At 63.7% G+C, this 18,580-nt stretch carries 16 protein-coding genes; 7 read left to right on the top strand and 9 right to left on the bottom strand.

Features of this window, described 5'->3' with window-relative positions; translation table 11 throughout:
- Positions 1 to 69 precede the first annotated feature (69 nt).
- Genes NAV27_RS14055 through NAV27_RS14040 form a run of 4 tightly spaced genes read left to right on the top strand, consistent with a single transcriptional unit; the run spans position 70 to position 5,892 of the window.
- The gene (locus tag NAV27_RS14055) at positions 70 to 2,145 is read left to right on the top strand and encodes a type VI secretion system Vgr family protein (protein WP_102829169.1); all 2,076 of its coding nucleotides are present in this window, start codon (positions 70 to 72) and stop codon (positions 2,143 to 2,145) included.
- Positions 2,142 to 2,996: a DUF4123 domain-containing protein gene (locus NAV27_RS14050; protein WP_077682830.1), complete on the top strand. Its 855-nt coding sequence runs from the start codon at positions 2,142 to 2,144 to the stop codon at positions 2,994 to 2,996. Before NAV27_RS14055 ends, NAV27_RS14050 begins: the two co-directional genes overlap by 4 nt.
- A complete protein-coding gene (locus NAV27_RS14045) occupies positions 2,993 to 3,736 on the top strand; it encodes a hypothetical protein (protein ID WP_102829168.1) in 744 nt (247 codons plus the stop codon). The genes NAV27_RS14050 and NAV27_RS14045 overlap by 4 nt, the downstream gene beginning before the upstream one ends.
- Before the next feature lie 5 nt (positions 3,737 to 3,741).
- On the top strand, positions 3,742 to 5,892 hold the full coding sequence (locus NAV27_RS14040; protein ID WP_232249079.1) for a lipase family protein: 2,151 nt from the start codon (positions 3,742 to 3,744) through the stop codon (positions 5,890 to 5,892).
- 106 nt (positions 5,893 to 5,998) lie between these two features.
- Here NAV27_RS14040 and trhP read toward each other — a convergent pair whose 3' ends face one another.
- The 8 genes from trhP to zwf form a co-directional block, all read right to left on the bottom strand.
- The gene (trhP, locus tag NAV27_RS14035; RefSeq protein WP_102829194.1) at positions 5,999 to 7,369 is read right to left on the bottom strand and encodes a prephenate-dependent tRNA uridine(34) hydroxylase TrhP; all 1,371 of its coding nucleotides are present in this window, start codon (positions 7,367 to 7,369) and stop codon (positions 5,999 to 6,001) included.
- A gap of 123 nt (positions 7,370 to 7,492) precedes the next feature.
- A complete protein-coding gene (locus NAV27_RS14030; RefSeq protein WP_102829166.1) occupies positions 7,493 to 7,711 on the bottom strand; it encodes an HP1242/YdcH family protein in 219 nt (72 codons plus the stop codon).
- Between the two features lie 201 nt (positions 7,712 to 7,912).
- Positions 7,913 to 9,343, bottom strand: coding sequence for an aspartate kinase (locus tag NAV27_RS14025; protein ID WP_102829165.1), 1,431 nt, complete (start codon positions 9,341 to 9,343; stop codon positions 7,913 to 7,915).
- Positions 9,344 to 9,483: 140 nt separating this feature from the next.
- Positions 9,484 to 10,392 (bottom strand): ectoine hydroxylase, encoded by a 909-nt coding sequence (gene thpD, locus NAV27_RS14020; protein ID WP_102829164.1) that lies wholly within the window; start codon positions 10,390 to 10,392, stop codon positions 9,484 to 9,486.
- A gap of 61 nt (positions 10,393 to 10,453) precedes the next feature.
- Positions 10,454 to 10,855 carry an ectoine synthase gene (locus NAV27_RS14015; protein ID WP_043298767.1) on the bottom strand — a complete coding sequence of 134 codons (402 nt, stop codon included), beginning with the start codon at positions 10,853 to 10,855 and terminating at the stop codon, positions 10,454 to 10,456.
- An 11-nt stretch (positions 10,856 to 10,866) separates the two neighbouring features.
- On the bottom strand, positions 10,867 to 12,144 hold the full coding sequence (ectB, locus tag NAV27_RS14010) for a diaminobutyrate--2-oxoglutarate transaminase (RefSeq protein ID WP_102829163.1): 1,278 nt from the start codon (positions 12,142 to 12,144) through the stop codon (positions 10,867 to 10,869).
- A complete protein-coding gene (gene ectA, locus NAV27_RS14005; RefSeq protein WP_102829162.1) occupies positions 12,141 to 12,656 on the bottom strand; it encodes a diaminobutyrate acetyltransferase in 516 nt (171 codons plus the stop codon). The genes ectB and ectA overlap by 4 nt, the downstream gene beginning before the upstream one ends.
- 600 nt (positions 12,657 to 13,256) lie before the next feature.
- On the bottom strand, positions 13,257 to 14,699 hold the full coding sequence (gene zwf / locus NAV27_RS14000) for a glucose-6-phosphate dehydrogenase (RefSeq protein ID WP_054094122.1): 1,443 nt from the start codon (positions 14,697 to 14,699) through the stop codon (positions 13,257 to 13,259).
- A 138-nt stretch (positions 14,700 to 14,837) separates the two neighbouring features.
- On the opposite strand from zwf, the gene hexR reads away from it, so the two are divergent.
- Complete coding sequence (gene hexR, locus NAV27_RS13995; protein ID WP_008568600.1) at positions 14,838 to 15,701, top strand: transcriptional regulator HexR; 864 nt, start codon at positions 14,838 to 14,840, stop codon at positions 15,699 to 15,701.
- Positions 15,702 to 15,797: 96 nt separating this feature from the next.
- Positions 15,798 to 16,007 carry a PA3496 family putative envelope integrity protein gene (locus NAV27_RS13990; RefSeq protein WP_008568599.1) on the top strand — a complete coding sequence of 70 codons (210 nt, stop codon included), beginning with the start codon at positions 15,798 to 15,800 and terminating at the stop codon, positions 16,005 to 16,007.
- Here NAV27_RS13990 and NAV27_RS13985 read toward each other — a convergent pair.
- Positions 15,952 to 16,911 (bottom strand): LysR family transcriptional regulator, encoded by a 960-nt coding sequence (locus tag NAV27_RS13985; protein ID WP_102829161.1) that lies wholly within the window; start codon positions 16,909 to 16,911, stop codon positions 15,952 to 15,954. The two genes, NAV27_RS13990 and NAV27_RS13985, sit on opposite strands and share 56 nt — an antisense overlap.
- Positions 16,912 to 17,160: 249 nt before the next feature.
- Between NAV27_RS13985 and NAV27_RS13980 the strand changes: the two genes are divergently transcribed.
- Positions 17,161 to 18,576: an acetyl-CoA carboxylase biotin carboxylase subunit gene (locus tag NAV27_RS13980; protein WP_102829160.1), complete on the top strand. Its 1,416-nt coding sequence runs from the start codon at positions 17,161 to 17,163 to the stop codon at positions 18,574 to 18,576.
- Positions 18,577 to 18,580 lie beyond the last annotated feature (4 nt).

Raw genomic sequence — 18,580 nt, 5'->3', positions numbered from 1 at the left:
ATCATTGAATCGGGCATCGAGGTCGTTCAACCTTCGGCCTTCGCCTGACTCAAGGATGGAGGCCAAGGCATGCTGGATGCCAATCGAGCGCATATCACCCTCGCCATTTCCGGCGTCGAAACCGACCTGCAAGTGCTCAGTTTCGAAGGCCACGAGAAACTCAATCAGCCCTACCGCTTCGACATCGAAGTGGTCAGCGAGCGCCCCGATCTCGATCTCGAAGCCCTGCTGCATCGCCCGGCGTACCTCGCCTTCGGGCCGAGCGGCAAGGGCGTGCACGGCGTGCTGCAGCGCGTCCGCCAGGGTGAATCGGGCAAGCGCCTGACGCGCTATAGCCTTAGCCTGCGCCCGCAGCTGGCCTACCTGGCGCACAGCCACGACCAGCGCATCTTCCAGCATCTCGGCATGCCACAAGTCATTGCGCAGGTGCTGGAAGCCCACGGCATCCAGGCCGACGCGTATCGCTTCCAGCTCGGTCATTCGTATCCCGAACGCGACTATTGCGTGCAGTACGACGAAAGTGATCTGCGCTTTATCCAGCGACTGTGCGAAGAGGAGGGCATCAGCTTTCACTTCCAGCACAGCGAATCCGGCCATGTTCTGGTGTTCGGCGACGATCAGACGGTGTTCGCGAAACTGGCACCGCTGGCCTACCAGCAGGATTCCGGGCTGGTCGCCGAGCGTACGGTCGTCAAGCGCTTCGGCGTACGCCTGGAGACTCGCAGCAGCCACGCCAGCCTGCGCGATTACGACTTCGAGCAGCCCAGACTGCGGTTGGAAGCCGGCCATGGCAGCGAGTTCGCGCCGATACTGGAGGCCTACGACTATCCCGGGCGCTTCACCACTCGCGAACGCGGCAAGCACCTGGCCAAACGCAGCCTGCAGCGCCTGCGCGCGGACTACGAGCTGGCCGAGGGCGCCAGCGACGCCTATCTGGCCAGCGGTCACTTCCTCGCCCTCACCGACCATCCGCGTCCATCGTGGAACGATCTCTGGCTGCTCACCGAGGTATTCCATCAGGGCCGACAGCCACAGGTGTTGGAAGAGTCGATCAGCACCGCCACAGCGGACAGTGGCGACGCCGACTTCCATCAGGGCTATCGCAACCACTTTGCCGCCTCGCCGTGGGATGTCTTCTACCGCCCGCCACGCGAACATCCCAAGCCCAAGGTTTTCGGCAGCCAAACCGCCTTGGTCACCGGCTCCGCCGGCGAAGAGATCCACTGCGACGAGTACGGTCGCGTGAAGGTCCAGTTCCACTGGGACCGCCACGGCCAGGCCGACGACAAGACCAGCTGCTGGTTGCGCGTCAGCTCCAGCTGGGCCGGCGACCGCTACGGCGGTATCGCCATCCCACGCGTTGGCATGGAAGTGCTGGTGACTTTCCTCGAAGGCGATCCCGATCAACCGCTGGTGACCGGCTGCCTCTACCACAAGGAGCATCAGGTCCCCTACGACCTGCCGGCCAACAAGACCCGCACGGTGTTCAAGACGCTCAGCTCGCCCGGCGGTGGCGGCTACAACGAACTGCGCATAGAAGACCGCAAGGGCGCCGAGCAGATCTACCTCCACGCCCAGCGCGACTGGGACGAGAACATCGACCACGACCAGAAGATCCGCGTCGGCCACGAGCGTCACGACACCGTGGAAGCCAACAGCTACAGCGAGTTCAGGGCCGAGGAACACCGCACGACTCACGGCGACCGCAAGACCGAAGTCAGAGCCAGCGATCACCTCATCGTCGGCAACACCCAGCACGTCCGGATCGGCAGCGGGCAGTTCATCGAAGCCGGCGATGAGATCCACTACTACGCCGGCAGCAAGGTCGTCATCGACGCCGGTATGGAACTCACCGCCAGCGGTGGTGGCAGTTTCCTCAAGCTCGACCCCAGTGGCGTTACGGTGAGCGGCGCGACGATCAAAATGAATTCCGGTGGCGCACCCGGTAGCGGCTCGGGGCTGAAGGTGCTTGCGTCCGCCCTGCCCAATGCGGCGGGCAAGGCCCGCGCCGGCGCCAAGCCGAAGCTGGCGCTGGCCAACACCCAGCTGATGATGGCACGCAAGGCGCGGCAGATCGGCGCCAGCCGCTGCCCGATCTGCGAAGCCTGCAGAGACGGCGTCTGCGACACGGGGCCGAGCGCATGAACGAGCCCCTGTACCAGTGGCTCGATGACCAGCGGGCGCAACAGCGACAGCTGCTACTCGTTATCGACAGCCTGGCCGAACCCAATCCCGTTCAGGAGCTGTTTGCCCGCGACCTGATGCACGATTACGTCAATCTCTACCATGCAACCGAGTTTGCCGACCTGGCGGATATCGGTCCGTGGCTGGTCGCTTTGAGCGAATTCGAGATCGCGCGGATCCAGCCGTTGCTCGATGCGCCCGAACGCAACTGGGGCTGGTTGGCCAGCGCCGATCGCGTCGAGCTGCCTGTCCTCGCGCAGCATTGGCGCGAACGTATGCAGGTAGATGATCAGGGACAGCGCTCGCTGTACCGATTCCAGGACAACCGGGTCATCGCCCGTCACCTTGCCGAGCTTGCAGCGCACCAGCAACCGTTGCTGCTGGGGCCTCTGGCGAGCGCCCTGTGCTGGGATGGTGAGCACTGGCGGTGTTTCGATAACCCACGGCCGGGACAGTACGCTGCACCGTTCGAAGCCGCCTGGTTGGCCCTGCCCGAACCGGACAGGGTCGTGCAGGAGATCCATCGTCATAACCTGACGCTTTGGCTGTGGCAGAACCATGCGGCGGCCACCGCGCGCCTCGCCGAAACTCGCGTTCTCAGCGATTGGCTGAGTGAGCAGCTGGATAAGGCCGAAGTCTGGGGATGGCGGTCGCTGGAACACCTACAGTTCCTGCTGCGTTACCAGCTCGACCCGGAACTCGCGAACCATCCCGCCTGGATTCCCGAAGAACGGGAATCGCCTGAAATGCATTTCGCCAGGCTCAGCCAGATGCTGCACGCCACTTCTACTGCTCGGGATCAATTGTTATGAATCATTACCTCAAGGCATCCCGCATTCATGTGCTCTCACCGTTGCTGCTGGGATTCTCCCTGAGTGCCTGCAGTGCACTGGGTTCGTTCGGCGGGGAATCCTTCATTTTTGAAGGCGAGTTACCGGCCGATTTCTCGCTCAAGGCGCAAGCGGAATATGACGTCGCCGATGCATGCAATGGCCGCAGCCAAAGCAAGACATTCAAGACGGATTATGAGAGCGCTCCGCATCAGTATCGTTTCAAGATTCCGGTCAACTACCGTTCCGGCTTATGCGAAATGCAACTGGCAAAGGTGAAGCTGACCATAAACGGGCGTTACGGTGAAAAAGAGTGGCAGCAGACCTATGACAGCGGGGGATTGGTCATAGTCGATAAACTTCCAGAAGGTGCTCCGGCGTTTGGGGGTGATGGGGTATTTGCGAAGACGGCGGTGTGTTCTTGGTGGTTCCAGTTGAGTTCGGCTAAATCCCGACGGGACCAGATCAGCAAATTGCTAAACTGCAGGGGTGCCGGGGCGTACCTAATTAGAGATGAGCTATCAGGGCGAAAAGTTAAGCTGTCTTTTCTGGTGAACGCTGAAGAAGAGCCATCACAGGATGACACGTGGGTGAAGTTTCCGACTGGGTGGAAGCCTTGTCTACCTAAGCCAGGCTGGCCTAATTGCCAGCGGCCCCCGGTCTTTAAAACATTCAAGATGAATGGCCGCGAATGCACGGTTTACCCTAACTGCACGGAGTAGCAAGGATGCTTAATTCAGCCAAGGATGAGGTTGTATTGGAGTGCCCGTTACGTAGTCATTGGATTAGCTTTCGGCTTGTAGATGAGCATGGCAGCGGAGCACCCTATTCGGGCCTTTGCTTCACATTGCATGACAGTCAGGGGCAAAAGTTCGAAGGCGTTTTGAATGATGACGGGTTTGCCCGAATCAATGCCTGTAATTGTGGCCCGGCGATTCTGGATTTTTCCGCTCCAGATTCCGGTGAATTAGATGCTTGGTATAAAAGGCTGACCATTCGGAAATCGTTCAGATTGCCGCTAACGGCTCTGCAAGTAGCGGCTGAACAGGTGCCTTCTGGGCCGCGTCGTACAGACGGAAAAACCTATCTAGCGGAAGCGCGTGCATCACAAGAGAAAGCTCGTTTTTTTCGAGTGGAAGTTAGGGATTTCGCTAAGACTGCTGGCCATCTACCTGAGATAGACGAGACATGGCAGCCGCGCCCTCCAGCCGTTCCCAAACGAAATGTCGGTTTGCCGGAAGAGCAACCGGGAATCGTGTTAATGGCAGAAAGCGCGCATTACGTACTCGAAGTCAAAGCCCTGCGCGCCTATAGCCCACTGTTTTCTAGGGATAAGGAGTTCTGTGCGTTGAACGCCTATCACCTGGCGGTGATGAGTGCGTTTGTCTACGCACCGTTCAGCAAGGAGCCGGGATCGTTCGAGCGTTATGAATCGTCGCCGCCACCCTACACAACGCTCGGTAGCATCGGTCATGTATTGCAGAATCAGCTGGGGCGTCTGGTCAAGCCGACACAATTTAACGCCGCCGGGCCATACCATTTGCTCTGTGAGGAAGTGCCTTATTCCAAACGCCTGGAAATCATGCCGTACGATCCCGAGCGCTATGCGAAGGAGGCGGAGAAAGGCTGGAAGAACCCTGAGGACGTGCACTTTCTCTACGACAAGGATTCCAGTACCCAGGCATTCATCACCCACAACGACAAGATCGTGCTGATTTCGGTGCGCGGCACCCAAGAGATGCTTGCCGACACCGGGCGTGATCTGGACGCGCGCCAGGTGCCCTACGAGGGCATAGGCCAGGCGCACCGCGGCTTTCATGGCGGATTTCTGGCGGTAAGACCGTTTGTCGAGCGTTACTTGGATGCGTTTCACACTGCCGAGCACACGCTCATCGTCTGCGGCCACAGCCTCGGTGGTGCTATCGCGTTGCTGCTTGCGGAATGGCTTCGTCGAAAGTGGTCCGACGACGTTCAGCTCTATACCTTCGGTGCACCTCGCGCCGGCGACCGTGCGTTCGTCCAGGCCGCTCAAGCGCTGACCCACCATCGCATCGTCAATCACGACGATCCCATCCCGGCCTTGCCGCTGCCGTGGATGGATGCGGAGTGGAGGCTGGCGTTGCCCGGTACTGCGCTGCTGTTCAGCTCGCCGGTGGCGGGCATCGTGCTGTTGCTCGCAGGACTGGTGAATCTGCACGGCGATCCCTACGAGCATCATGGAGAGCAGCGGCACTTCATGCCGCGCAAGCCGGGCGGCGGAAGCGAGGCAGCCATTCTCTGGCAGTCGGGCTGTGCGCTGATCGACGAGCAGACCTGTGCGCACTACATGGGAGAGATTGCCCTCGACGGGGATATGCCGGAGCGCGTGCCGCTGTCCGGTGCGCATCACTCGAGCGATAGCGGCTACGCCCGCGCAGCGTTGACGACGCTGCTGCGCTGGCATGACAGCGTCGAAAAACGCCAGGGCGCATTGTTCACCGACAGTGAAGTCCGCGATATCCACGCCCAGGTGAAGAATGTCCGACAGCTTCTCGAGAGTTGGCAGCCGCGCTCCTTCAATGAGTTCCGCTGGAAGGTCCGGCGCAGCGGCGACATGCGCTTCTATGGCAAGAGCGATCTGGAGCTGCGCGCCATCTACGCCGACGCGCTGCAGAAAGGCGAGCAGCTTCGCAACGAGCAGGAACAGGCTTTGTCGCGGGCGCAGCAGCGTCTGTTGGCTCAAGCCGCGCGGGTGGTTACGCCGCGCAGCGTCCTGGGTGAATTTGCCGGGCGGGCGGACGTGGTCGAACTGTTTGCCCAGTGGCAGACCCTGAAAGAGCACCAGGCGGCGCAGAAGCTGGCGGGAGTCGCTGCCAGACCGACACCCAGCTACGCCTAGCGGCTCGACGCGGTTGGTCGACTGCCGGCGCGCTCGCTGAAGCCGGGCGCGCCGAACACAGGGCCTGAATTATCAGGTTCGCCTGCCGATGACAGTACGCGCCGACTTACCCTCTCGTCGTGCCGCTCTCCAGTTCGCGCATCAGCAGCCCGTAGGCCAGCTCGACGTTCTCGGGCACCGGCAGGTAGACGGTGTGGCCATCGCCCGGCGCGACGTCGATGGCTTCGCCCCGGCTGTTTTCCAGACGCTCCAGGCGCAGGTTGAGATTGCCCTGCGGGGTCATCAGCTCCAGCCGGTCGCCGACGGCGAAACGGTTCTTCACCTTCACCTCGGCCAGGCCGTTGCGGCGCTCGCCGGTCAGTTCGCCGACGAACTGCTGGCGCTCGGAGAGCGAGAAGCCGCGCTCGTAGTTCTGGTATTCGTCGTGCACGTGACGGCGCAGGAAACCTTCGGTGTAGCCGCGGTGCGCCAGCGATTCCAGCGTGTCCATCAGCGACCTGTCGAACGGCCGGCCGGCCAGGGCGTCGTCGATGGCCTTGCGGTAGACCTGGGCGGTGCGCGCCACGTAGTAGTGGCTCTTGGTGCGGCCCTCGATCTTCAGCGAGTGCACGCCCATCTGCACCAGCCGCTCGACGTGCTGCACGGCGCGCAGGTCCTTGGAATTCATGATGTAGGTTCCGTGCTCGTCCTCGGTGGCCTCCATGAATTCGCCGGGGCGCGAGACGTCTTCGAGCAGGAATACCTTGTCGGTCGGCGCGCCGACACCCAGGGTCGGGTTGTCCTGTGCCTCGACCTGCTGCACGGCGATGGGCTCGTAGAGGTGGACCGAGTTGCCCAGTTCATCCTCCTTGGCCTCGTGGGTCTTGTATTCCCAGCGGCAGGCGTTGGTGCAGGTGCCCTGGTTGGGGTCGCGCTTGTTGATGTAGCCCGACAGCAGGCAGCGGCCGGAATAGGCCATGCACAGCGCGCCGTGAACGAACACTTCCAGCTCCATGCCCGGCACCTGTTCGCGGATCTCGCCGATCTCCTCCAGCGACAGTTCGCGCGAGAGAATCACCCGGCTGACGCCCTGGCTTTCCCAGAACTTCACCGTCGCCCAGTTCACCGCGTTCGCCTGCACCGAGAGGTGGATGGTCTGCTGCGGGAAGTGCTGGCGCACCAGCATGATCAGCCCCGGGTCGGACATGATCAGCGCGTCCGGGCCCATCGCCACCACCGGCTCCAGATCCTTGATGAAGGTCTTCAGCTTGGCGTTGTGCGGGGCGATGTTGACCACCACGTAGAACTGCTTGCCCAGCGCATGGGCCTCGTCGATGCCCAGCTTGAGGTTGGCGTGGTCGAACTCGTTGTTGCGCACGCGCAGGCTGTAGCGTGGCTGCCCCGCGTAGACCGCGTCGGCGCCGTAGGCGAAGGCGTAGCGCATGGATTTCAGCGTGCCGGCGGGTGACAGCAGCTCGGTACGGCGGGTGGTACTCATGGGGGCGGGACTCGCAGGGGCATCGAAGCGCGGCATTCTACTGCGCTCGTGCCCGGAGTGCGCGGCCAATGGGCGGATCGGCGGTCGAGCAGGGCGCCCCGTCTGGCGGAGCGCCCGCTGGCCTCAGGTGGGCGATGCCTCCTTGAGCATCTCGTAGAGGCGGTCCTTGAGCTGCAGTTTTTCCTTCTTCAGGGCTTCGACTTCGCTGTCGGTGCCGGGGATGATGCGCGCCTCGATGTTCTTGACGCGCTGGTCCAGCTCGTTGTGCTCGTCGAACAGGCGGGCGAACGCCCGGTTCTCAGCCTTCAGGCGGGTGATCAGATCGCGGTATTCGGGAAACATGGAAACTCCTGCGTGGTGGGTGAGCTGCGCGCGGACGGCCACGCCACGCAAGGTGCAGACGTGAACCGTGACCGGCTTCCTGACTCCATGCTCTGCCCGGCGCCCGCGGGGGGTATTGACCGGCGTCAGCCGCTGCGGTGAAAGCCGCCGCAAAGCAAAACGCCGGACAATGTCCGGCGTTTTGGCGAGTGCCTCGAAGGCTCAGGCGGCGGCGATCACATCGCCATGGTTCTCCGGCTCGATCAGCGCACGGTGCAGCGCGGCGATGGCGGCGGCGTAGTCTTCCTCGTTGACCACGCACTGCATCTCCACCTGACGGATCGACTGGTGCAGCGCCTGGATGCTGATACCGGCCTCGGCCAGTGCCGTGGCGGTACGCGCGAGGATGCCCTTGACCTTGAGGTTGGAGCCGATCGCCGACACCACGGCGACGTTGTGCATGGTCACCTCGGCCGCCGGGAAGCGCTCCTCGATCAGCCGCGCGGCGCGGTTGATCGCCTTGCGCGAGCCGCTGACGTAGTAGGTGATGCTGTTGGCGTCGCAGCCCTTGTTGATCACGTACAGCTTGAGCTGCTTGAGCAGCTTGCTGATCTCGATGTCGTGCTCGGGGTCGCCAAGCATTTCCTGGTCGAATACCTCGATGCCGAAGACGTCCTTGCGTCCGGCGATGATCTCCACGCAGGGCCGCGCGCTGCAGTAGTCCTGGCTGATCAGCGTGCCGCCGTGCTCGGGCTCGAAGGCATTCTTGATGCGCAGCTCGATGCCGGCGCGGCGCAGCGTGCGCGCGGCGCGCGGGTGGATCGCCTCCATGCCGAGGTTCGACAGTTGGTCGGCGACGTCGTAGTTGGTGCGGCCGATGGTGACCACCTTGTCGACGCCGACCAGGTTCGGGTCGGCGCTGCTGAGGTGGAACTCCTTGTGAATGATCGCCTCGCGCGCGCCGGTGGCGGCGGCGATCTGGGCGAAGGTGATCTCGCTGTAGCCGCGGTCGAAGGTGTTCATCAGGCCCTCGGCGCAATGCGCGTAGCCGGTGGCGATGATCAGCTCGCGGCTGAGATCGAGGTCGGCGAAGCTCTGCGCGATCATCGTCTCGAACGGCAGCGGCTTGTCCAGCTGCCAGCCGCTGAGGTCGACCAGCCGCGCGTTGATGTCGCGCTGCCGCAGCGCCAGCACGCTGTTGAACGCGCTGTGCGCCTCGCCTAGCGAGGCGAGCATTTCGCGCACCTTCATCAGGTTCTCGCTGAGCTGGAAATGGCCGTAGCTGCACAGCTTGTGCAGGCTGTCCATGCAATCGCGGGCGTCGTTGATGCGCTCGTTGACGAAGCGATCGGCGGCCTGCAGCTCGGGCGTGCCGGTGAACAGCTCGGCGTTCTTCTCCAACATGCGCTGGCGCACGGTCTCCAGCGCTTCGCGCCAGGCTTCGTCGTTGTGGGCTTCGGCGAAGCGTTGATAGACGCCCGGCTCGCCGGTCTTCTTGTGCTCCAGCAGCAGGTTGGTCATGCCACTGTAGGCCGAGACGACGAACACACGCTGGTACAGCGCGTCACCCCGGCGCGAGCCGATGAAGATGTTGTCGAGCAGTTCGTCGAAGCGGCTCATCGACGTGCCGCCGATCTTTTCCACGGTATGCATCTATTTATTACGTCCGCATCTGGCAGGCCGCTGGCAGGCCGCGCGCGGAAGCGCCGGCGGTCAACGAGCTGGAAATGGATTCATCCCCCGGCCGTGTGGCACGGCCGGGGTCGGGTCGTCATCAGACGCACCCGAACGCCTCAAGGATACTGTTGCGGCTGAATGTCGAGCGGCTTGAATGTCTCGCGCTCGGCGACGAACGCCGGGCGCGGCTTCTGCGCGCAGAACGGAGCCAGCACGGCATTATCCACATGGTTGTAGACGTAGAACAGATTGCTCCGCGCACTCGGGGTGATATTGCCATTGGAGCCGTGCATGGTGTTGCAGTCGAAGAACACCACGCTGCCGGCGGGGCCGGTGGCGCAGTCGATGCCGAAACGGCTGGCCAGCTCGCTCAGGCTGTTCTGGTCGGGCACGCCGATCTCCTGCTTGCGCAGGGATTTCTCGTAGTGGTTTTCCGGCGTGGCGCCGACGCAGCGCACATAGTGGCGGTGCGAACCGGGCATCAGCATCAGCGGGCCGTTGTGCGGCTCGTTGTCGGTCAGCAGGATCGAGCAGGACAGGCAGCGCATACGCGGCATGCCGTCCTCGATGTGCCAGGTTTCGAAATCCGAATGCCAGTAGAACTCCTTGCCGCTGAAGCCCGGTTTGAAGTTCATCCGCGACTGATGCACGTAGACGTCGCCGCCGAGGATGAAGCGGGCGATGCCGGCGATGCGCTCATCGGCGGCGACGCGGGCGAACAGCGGGTTGTCCTTGTGGATAGCGAACACCGAGCGGATCGCGCCGCTGTCGGGTTCCTGAATGGTCTTGCCGGAGTCGGCGACGGCCGGATCCTGGCGCATGCGCTCGAGTTCGGCGCGAAACAGGGCTACTTCCTCGGCACTGAACAGCTGGGGGATGACCAGGTAGCCGTCGCGCTCGAAGCGTTCGATCAGCTCGGCGGCGATCGGCGCGTTCTCCAGGTCGCTGCGGTAGACGACCGGGTCCAGACGGTCCTGCCAGCGCGGCTGGTTCTCGTGGCGCGAGGGATACAGGTCGGCTTGCATAGGCTGCACGCTTGCCTCCTTTCTTGTCGTGGCGGGGCGGCATGCTGGCCGCCCCGGTGAATCAGACGGTTGCGGCCTCCAGCGGATAGACGCCGCTGGCGTCATGCACTTCGCGGCCGTTGAGCGGCGGGTTGAACACGCAGGCCAGCTTCATGTCCTCGCTGCCGCCTCGCAGCAGGTGCTCGTCATGCTGGTCCAGCACGTACAGCGTGCCCGGCTCGATCTTGTAGATCTTGCCGTCGGCGAGGGTTTCGATCTCGCCATTGCCGCTGATGCAGTACACCGACTCGAAGTGGTTCTGGTAGTGGATGTGCGTCTCGCTGCCGGCGTAGATGGTGGTGATGTGGAAGGAGAAGCCGACGTTGTCATCCTTGAGCAGCATGCGCGTGCTGTCCCAGGTGCCGGTCTGGCTGTGGACCTTGCGTTCGGTCTTTTCGCATTCGGCGAGGGTTCTGACGATCATCTGCAAATACCTCAGGAAGCCTGGTTCGCGGTCTGTTCGCTCATCACGGCGGCGAACGCCTTGTCGAGGATGGTAAGTGCCTTGTCGATCTGCCCGTCGCTGATGATCAGCGGGCAGAGACACTTGACCACTTCGCTGTGGGCGCCGCTGGTCTCGATCACCAGGCCGTTGTCGAAGGCGTGACGGCAGACGGCGGCGGCGATCTCGCCATCCGGGCAGCTGATGCCGAGCATCATTCCGCGGCCCTTGAGGAACAGCGAATCCGGGCCGTGGCGGCGGATGATGCGCTGCATGCCGTCGGCGATGCGCTTGCCCTTGGCCTTCACGCTGCTGGCGAACGCGTCGTTCTGCCAGAAGTGCTCCAGCGCCGCGGCGGCGGTGACGAAGGCGTGGTTGTTGCCGCGGAAGGTGCCGTTGTGTTCGCCCGGCTGCCACTGGTCCAGCTCCTGGCGCAGCAGCACCATGGCGAACGGCAGGCCGTAGCCGGACAGCGACTTGGACAGTGTGACGATGTCCGGCTGAATGCCCATCTCCTCGAAGCTGAAGAAGCTGCCGGTGCGGCCGCAACCGGCCTGGATGTCGTCGACGATCAGCAGCATCTCGTGCTTGCGGCAGAGCTTTTCCAGCTTGCGCATCCACTCGGCCGAGGCGACGTTCAGGCCGCCTTCGCCCTGCACCGTCTCGACGATCACCGCGGCCGGCTTGTCGATGCCGCTGGAGGGGTCGGACAGCAGCTTGTCCATCATGCTGATGGTGTTGGTCTTGTCGCCGAAGTAGTTGGCGTAGGGCATGCGGCTGACATCGCTGAGGCCGGTGCCGGCACCGCCGCGGTGGTGCTGGTTACCGGTCGCGGCCAGCGCGCCGATGCTGCAGCCGTGGAAGCCGTTGGTGAAGCTGATGATGTTATTGCGCCCGGTGACCTTGCGCGCCAGCTTCAACGCCGCCTCGACCGCATTGGTGCCGGTCGGGCCGGTGAACTGCATGCGGTAGCTGCCCATGCCGCGCGGCTCGAGAATCAGCCGGTTGAAGGTGTCGAGAAAGCGCGCCTTGGCCGCGGTGTACATGTCCAGGCCGTGGGTGATGCCGTCGTGCTCGATGTAGTCGAGCAGCGCCTGCTTGAGCACCGGGTGGTTATGCCCGTAGTTGAGCGTGCCGGCGCCGGCGAGGAAATCGATGTAGTGCGTGCCGTCCTGGGTGATCAGCTCGGCGCCGAGCGCCTGATTGAAGACCACGGGGAAGGAACGGCAGTAGCTGCGAACCTGGGATTCGTTCAGTTCAAAGGTGTTCATGCGTGCTCCTTGAGCTCTTCTTCTAGGTGGGAAACGGTGAACGGACCGGCGCGGTAGAGCACCTCGTCCTCGTGCTGTCCGGCGAAATGCGTGTCGCGGGCGAACAGCGTGCGCGTCGTGCAATTGGCGTCGAGACGGTCGAAGGCGCGCTTGAACAGCGCCTGCGACGCCACGTTGTCCGGCGAGATGGTGGTTTCCATGAAACGCACGGCGTGTTCGCGAGCAACGCGGGCGGTCAATGCCAGCAGCATGCGCAGGGCCAGCCCCTGGCCACGCATCGAGGCGTCGACGGCGACCTGCCAGACGAACAGCGTGTCCGGCCGTGAGGGCGGGCGATAACCGGAGATGAAACCGACCAGGCGGCCGTCGGCGGTTTCGGCGGCGATGGCGGTGTCGGCGAAGTCGGAGCACTGCAGCAGGTTGCAGTAGACCGAGTTCCTGTCGAGGGGCTGGCAGCGCGCTACCAGCTGATGGAGGTTGTAACCGTCGCTGTCGGTTGGACGACGGAGCATTACGGTGGCAAAACTCAAAACAACTCCTTTCGGTTGATTCAGTCCTTTTTCAGGGTAAACACATTGAAAAGATTATCTCAACCCGCTGTGCCGATATTGGCCGCAAGTCGGCGGGCATGAACTCATAGGATATCCACGGATAACGGTAAGTTGCCGAAGGTGATTCAATGTGTTTCACGGCGCCAATTCGAACGAGATACGGAGGTCGATGTCGAAGTTGAACTTGGCGTTCGCGCAAAGTTCCATGCGAATGGCGGAAAGGTAGGCTGCAGGCCGCGTACGGCGTGGCTTTGCAGCGGATTCAATTGCAGCGCTGGCGGTCTCGAGAACGGCGGGAAGTTGCCGCAGAACTATCTGACCGATATGGCATGGCATGCAGTTGAATATCGCGAACCAACTGCTGGATGAACTTGGCGTGGTTCACTGGCCGACGAGCGCCTTCATCTGGGGCGTTGCCGGAAAGTTGATCTTCTGTGATGTGACGTAGGGCGCGGGAAGTTCCTGCGAATCATCTGGCGGCATATCGGCCATATATGCCGCGCAGTATGGCGTGATTCGCGCGCGCACTCCGCGCAGTTCACCCAGTGCGCGCGGAATGCCTCAGTACGACCAGCCGCGGCCCTGACGTTCGATGAACTGGTGGGCCTGTTCCGGGCCGTCGCTGCCGGCGGGGTAGGGGCGCGGTTTGCGGTAATGGCCCTGCCAGCCGCGCAGGATCGGATCGACCCACTGCCAGGCGGCTTCCACCTCGTCGCGCCGCATGAACAGCGTGGAATCACCTTCGATCACGTCGAGCAGCAGGCGCTCGTAGGCGTCCCAGCGGCGGCTGCTGCTGAAGGCGTGCGCCAGGTTCAGATCCAGTTCCACTGGTTCGAGCTGCATGCCCTTGCCCGGCGCCTTGGCCATCAGCTGCAGGCCGATGCATTCCTCGGGCTGCAGGCGGATCACCAGACGGTTGGCTTCGCCCTTCTTGAACAGCAGGTGCGGTACCGGTTTGAAGGTGATGATGATTTCCGAGCGCTTGCGCGCCATGCGCTTGCCGGTGCGCAGGTAGAACGGCACGCCGGCCCAGCGCCAGTTGTCGATCTCGGCCTGCACGGCAACGAAGGTTTCGGTGTCGCTGTCGTTGTCGATGCTGGGCTCGAAGTAGTAGGCCGGCACGTCGTGGCCGCCGATCTGACCGGCGCCGTATTGGCCGCGCACGGTCTTGTCGAGCACGTCCATGCCGGTGATCGGCTTGAGCGCCTGCAGCACCTTGACCTTCTCGTTGCGCACCGACTCGGCGTCGAAGCGCACCGGCGCCTCCATCGCCACCAGGCAGAGCAGCTGCAGCAGGTGATTCTGCAGCATGTCGCGCATGGCGCCGGCGTGGTCGTAGTAGCCGCCGCGGTTCTCCACGCCGAGCGTTTCGGCCACGGTGATCTGCACGTGGTCGATGTGCCCGGCGCGCCAGATCGGCTCGAACAGCGCGTTGGCGAAGCGCAGCGCCATGAGGTTCTGCACGGTTTCCTTGCCCAGGTAGTGGTCGATCCGGTAGATGCGCGACTCGGCGAACACCGCGCCGATTGCCGCGTTGATCGCCTGCGCCGATTCCAGCGAGTGGCCGATGGGTTTCTCCAGCACGATGCGTGCGTTCTCCCCGGCCAGCCCGGCGCTTTCCAGATGGCTGGCGATGGGCTCGAACAGGTCCGGCGCGGTGGCCAGGTAGTAGACCCGCACGCGCCTGTCACCGCTGCCCAGGTGGTGCGCCAGGCGGACGAATTCGCCGCGCTGGCTGGCGTCCATGGCGAAATAGTCCAGCCGTTGGGCGAAGGCCTGCCAGGTGTCGACGCTGAAGTCGCTGCGCGCGACCTGCGCCCGGCAATGGCGCTCGGCCAGGGCCAGGTAGCCGGCGCGGTCGAGCTTCTTGCGCGCCAGCGCGAGAATCCGCACGTCGCTATGCAGGCGGCCGTCGCGGTGCAGGTGGTAGAGCGCCGGCAGCAGCTTGTGCAGGGTCAGGTCGCCGGTTCCGCCGAACACGAGCATGTCACAGGAAATCGACACGGGAGCACTCCTGGAGGCCAAAAAGGGGGCGTCGCGGCGAGGCTTGTAGTATAACTACCGCCCCACTACAACCCGCTGATGGTCGAGCGGCGCTGCGGCGCCCAGGCCATCGCACGCGAGCATAAGCGAGTCCGCCACGTGAATCTGCTGCAACACATCGCCCAATCGAGAAGCCTGTTGAGGAAGTCGGAACTGAAGGTGGCCGACCACGTCCTGCTCGATCCGGCGTCGGTGATGCACAGTTCGATGGCCGATCTGGCGCATGCGGTGGGTGTCAGCGAGCCGACCATCGTGCGTTTCTGCCGCGCCATCGGCTGCCAGGGCTTCCAGGACCTGAAGCTGAAACTGGCGCAGAGCCTGGCCGCCGGCGCCAGCTTCGGCCAGTTCGCCATCAGTGAGAACGACTCGGTGATGGATGTCAGCCTGAAGATTTTCGACACCACTCTGCACACCCTGATGGAGGTGCGCGAGCGCCTCGATCCACAGGCGCTGGAGCGCGCCATCGAGGCCTGCGCCAAGGCCGAGCGGGTGGAGTTCTACGGCTTCGGCGCTTCCGGTGCGGTGGCCACCGACGCCCAGCACAAGTTCTTCCGTCTGCTGCTGTCGGCGGCGGCGTATTCCGACCCGCACATGCAGGCGATGTCGGCGGTGACCCTCAAGCCCACCGACGTGGCGATCTGTATCTCGCAGTCGGGACGCTCCAAGGACCTGCTGATCACCGCCAACGTGGTGCGCGAATCCGGTGCCACGCTGATCACCCTGTGCCCGAGCCAGACGCCACTGGCCGAGCTGGCGACCATCAACCTGGCCATCGACGTGCAGGAAGACACCGAGATCTACACGCCGCTGACCTCGCGCATCGCCCATCTGGTGGTGATCGACGTGCTGGCGATGGGTGTGGCGATGGCGCGCGGCCCGAGCCTGGTCAACCACCTCAAGAGCGTCAAGCGCAGCCTGCGCAGCCTGCGGCTGTCGCCCAAATCGGTGAAGCACGACGACTGAACGGGCGCGTTCATCGCTCGTTCAACGCACTGTCTTCAAGGCGTCATCTGGCGGTCCGATGCTGGGTTTCCCGATACCCGTCCTGGGAGACCGCCCATGTACCCGTATACCGACCTTCCGCCGTCCGACTCCAAGGCCCGCCGCAAGGAGCAGGACGTGCGGCGCATGCAGTTCCGTCGCGCCATCGAGAGTTACGCCGAGGAGCGCCGTCTGCACGCGCTGCTGGACCCGTTCGCCGAGCCGGCCGCATTCACTGCGCAGCGGGCTTGGGCGGAGAACCGCCGAAGCGCGCGGCCAGCGCACTGACCTGCGCGCGCTGGTCACGGATGAAGGCGAAGAATGCCTGGGCCACCGGGCTCAGGCGTTTGCCGCGGGCATGCGCGACGCACCAGCTGCGGTAGAGCGGTAGCTCGTCCACCGGCAGCTCGCGCAGCAGGCCGTGGGCCAGTTCCAGCGTCACCGCATGGCGCGGCAGCAGCGCCACGCCGAGGCCGGCGATCACCGCTTCGCGCAGCGCATCGAGCGAGGCGATCTGCACCGTCTGCGCGAAGTGCGCGCGCTTTTGCTGGAAGTATTCCTCGCAGGCCTTGCGCGTGCCCGAGCCGGGTTCGCGCACCAGCAGCGGATAGGCCGCCAGGTCCTGCAACGACAGCCGGCTGGCCTGACACAGCGGATGCTCCGGCGGCGCCACGGCGACGATCGGGTTGTTGAGGAACGGCAGGAACTCCAGCGCGACTTCCGAGGGCATCAGCGACATGATCACCAGATCGTCGCGGTTGTCCGACAGGCGCTTGATCACCTGCGCACGGTTGACCACGCTCAGTTGCAGGCTGACGTCCGGATGCTGGCGACGAAACGCGGCGAACAGGTGCGGCACGAAGTACTTGGCGCTGGATTCCACCGCCAGGTTGAGCTGGCCCTGCAGCGAGCCCTGCAGGTCGGTCAGCTGCATGTCGAGGCTGTCGAGGCGGGCGAAGATGTCGCTGCTGGCGCGCTTGAGCGCCTCGGCGGCCTCGGTCAGGTAGAGCTTCTTGCCGACGTACTCGAACAGCGGCTGGCCGACCAGCTCCTCCAGCTGGCGAATCTGCAGACTCACCGCCGGCTGGGTCAGCGCCATTTCCTCAGCCGCGCGGCTGTAGGAGCGACTTTCGCAGACGGCGCCGAACACCTGAAGCTGGCGCAGCGTCATGCGCATCAGGGACTTTCGCATGAAGGTTCTCCGGCGCCACGGGCGCCTGGCAGACAACGAATTTTTACTGTTCAAGCGGTCAGCTAAGCGCGCCGCAGCCCGGTAATACCGGTATCTGCACGCATGTATAAGTTTTCACTTATCCATAAGCAAACAATTATTTATTTTCGGTAATCGATAAGCAAGGCGTAGGGTAAAAAACGCTCGCCGAGGCGGGCACTTCCCGACCCGTCCTGCGGGTCGCCTGCTCATCGATCCGAGGAAGACAGCGTGATCAAGAAGCTGCTGATCGCCAACCGCGGGGAAATTGCGGTGCGCATCGTGCGTGCCTGTGCCGAAATGGGCGTCCGCTCGGTGGCGGTGTTCTCCGAGGCCGACCGCCATGCGCTGCACGTCAAGCGCGCCGACGAGGCGCATTTCATCGGCGAAGACCCGCTGGCCGGCTACCTGAACCCGCGCAAGCTGGTGAACCTGGCGGTGGAAACCGGCTGCGATGCCCTGCATCCGGGCTACGGCTTCCTCTCCGAGAATGCCGAACTGGCGGAAATCTGCGCCGAGCGTGGCATCCGCTTCGTCGGTCCGAGCGCCGAGGTCATCCGCCGCATGGGCGACAAGACCGAAGCGCGGCGCAGCATGATCAAGGCTGGCGTGCCGGTCACGCCGGGCACCGAAGGCAACGTCGCCGACCTCGCCGAGGCGCTGCGCGAAGCTGAGCGCATCGGCTACCCGGTGATGCTCAAGGCCACCTCCGGCGGTGGCGGCCGCGGTATCCGTCGCTGCAACACGCGCGCCGAGCTGGAAGCGGCCTACCCGCGCGTCATTTCCGAGGCGACCAAGGCCTTCGGCAGTGCCGAGGTGTTCCTCGAGAAATGCATCGTCGAGCCCAAGCATATCGAGGCGCAGGTGCTGGCCGACTCCTTCGGCAACACCGTGCACCTGTTCGAGCGCGACTGCTCGATCCAGCGGCGCAACCAGAAACTCATCGAGATCGCCCCCAGCCCGCAGCTCACCCCCGAGCAGCGCGCCTACATCGGCGACCTGGCGGTCAAGGCGGCCAAGGCGGTGGGCTACGAGAACGCCGGCACCGTGGAGTTCCTGCTCGCCGATGGCGAGGTGTACTTCATGGAGATGAACACCCGCGTGCAGGTGGAGCACACCATCACCGAGGAAATTACCGGCATCGACATCGTGCGCGAGCAGATCCGCATCGCCGCGGGCCAGCCGCTGTCGGTCAAGCAGGAAGACATCCAGTACCGCGGCTATGCCCTGCAGTTCCGCATCAATGCCGAGGACCCGCGCAACAACTTCCTGCCGTGCTTCGGCAAGATCACCCGTTACTACGCGCCCGGCGGCCCCGGCGTGCGCACCGACACGGCGATCTACACCGGCTACACCATCCCGCCGTACTACGACTCCATGTGCCTGAAGCTGGTGGTCTGGGCGCTGACCTGGGAAGAGGCGCTAGCGCGCGGCTCGCGCGCGCTGGACGACATGCGCGTGCAGGGCGTGAAGACCACCGCCACCTACTACCAGCAGATCCTGGCCAACCCGGATTTCCGCAGCGGCCAGTTCAACACCAGCTTCGTCGACAACCACCCGGAGCTGCTGCACTACTCGATCAAACGCAAGCCGGGCGAACTGGCCCTGGCCATCGCCGCTGCCATTGCCGCCCACGCAGGCCTGTGAGGAA

Origin of the sequence: Stutzerimonas degradans (assembly GCF_024448505.1) — a bacterium.
GTDB classification, from domain to species: Bacteria; Pseudomonadota; Gammaproteobacteria; order Pseudomonadales; family Pseudomonadaceae; genus Stutzerimonas; species Stutzerimonas degradans.
The sequence above is the reverse complement of the archived record's forward strand: the minus strand, read 5'-3'. Positions and strand labels throughout refer to the sequence as shown.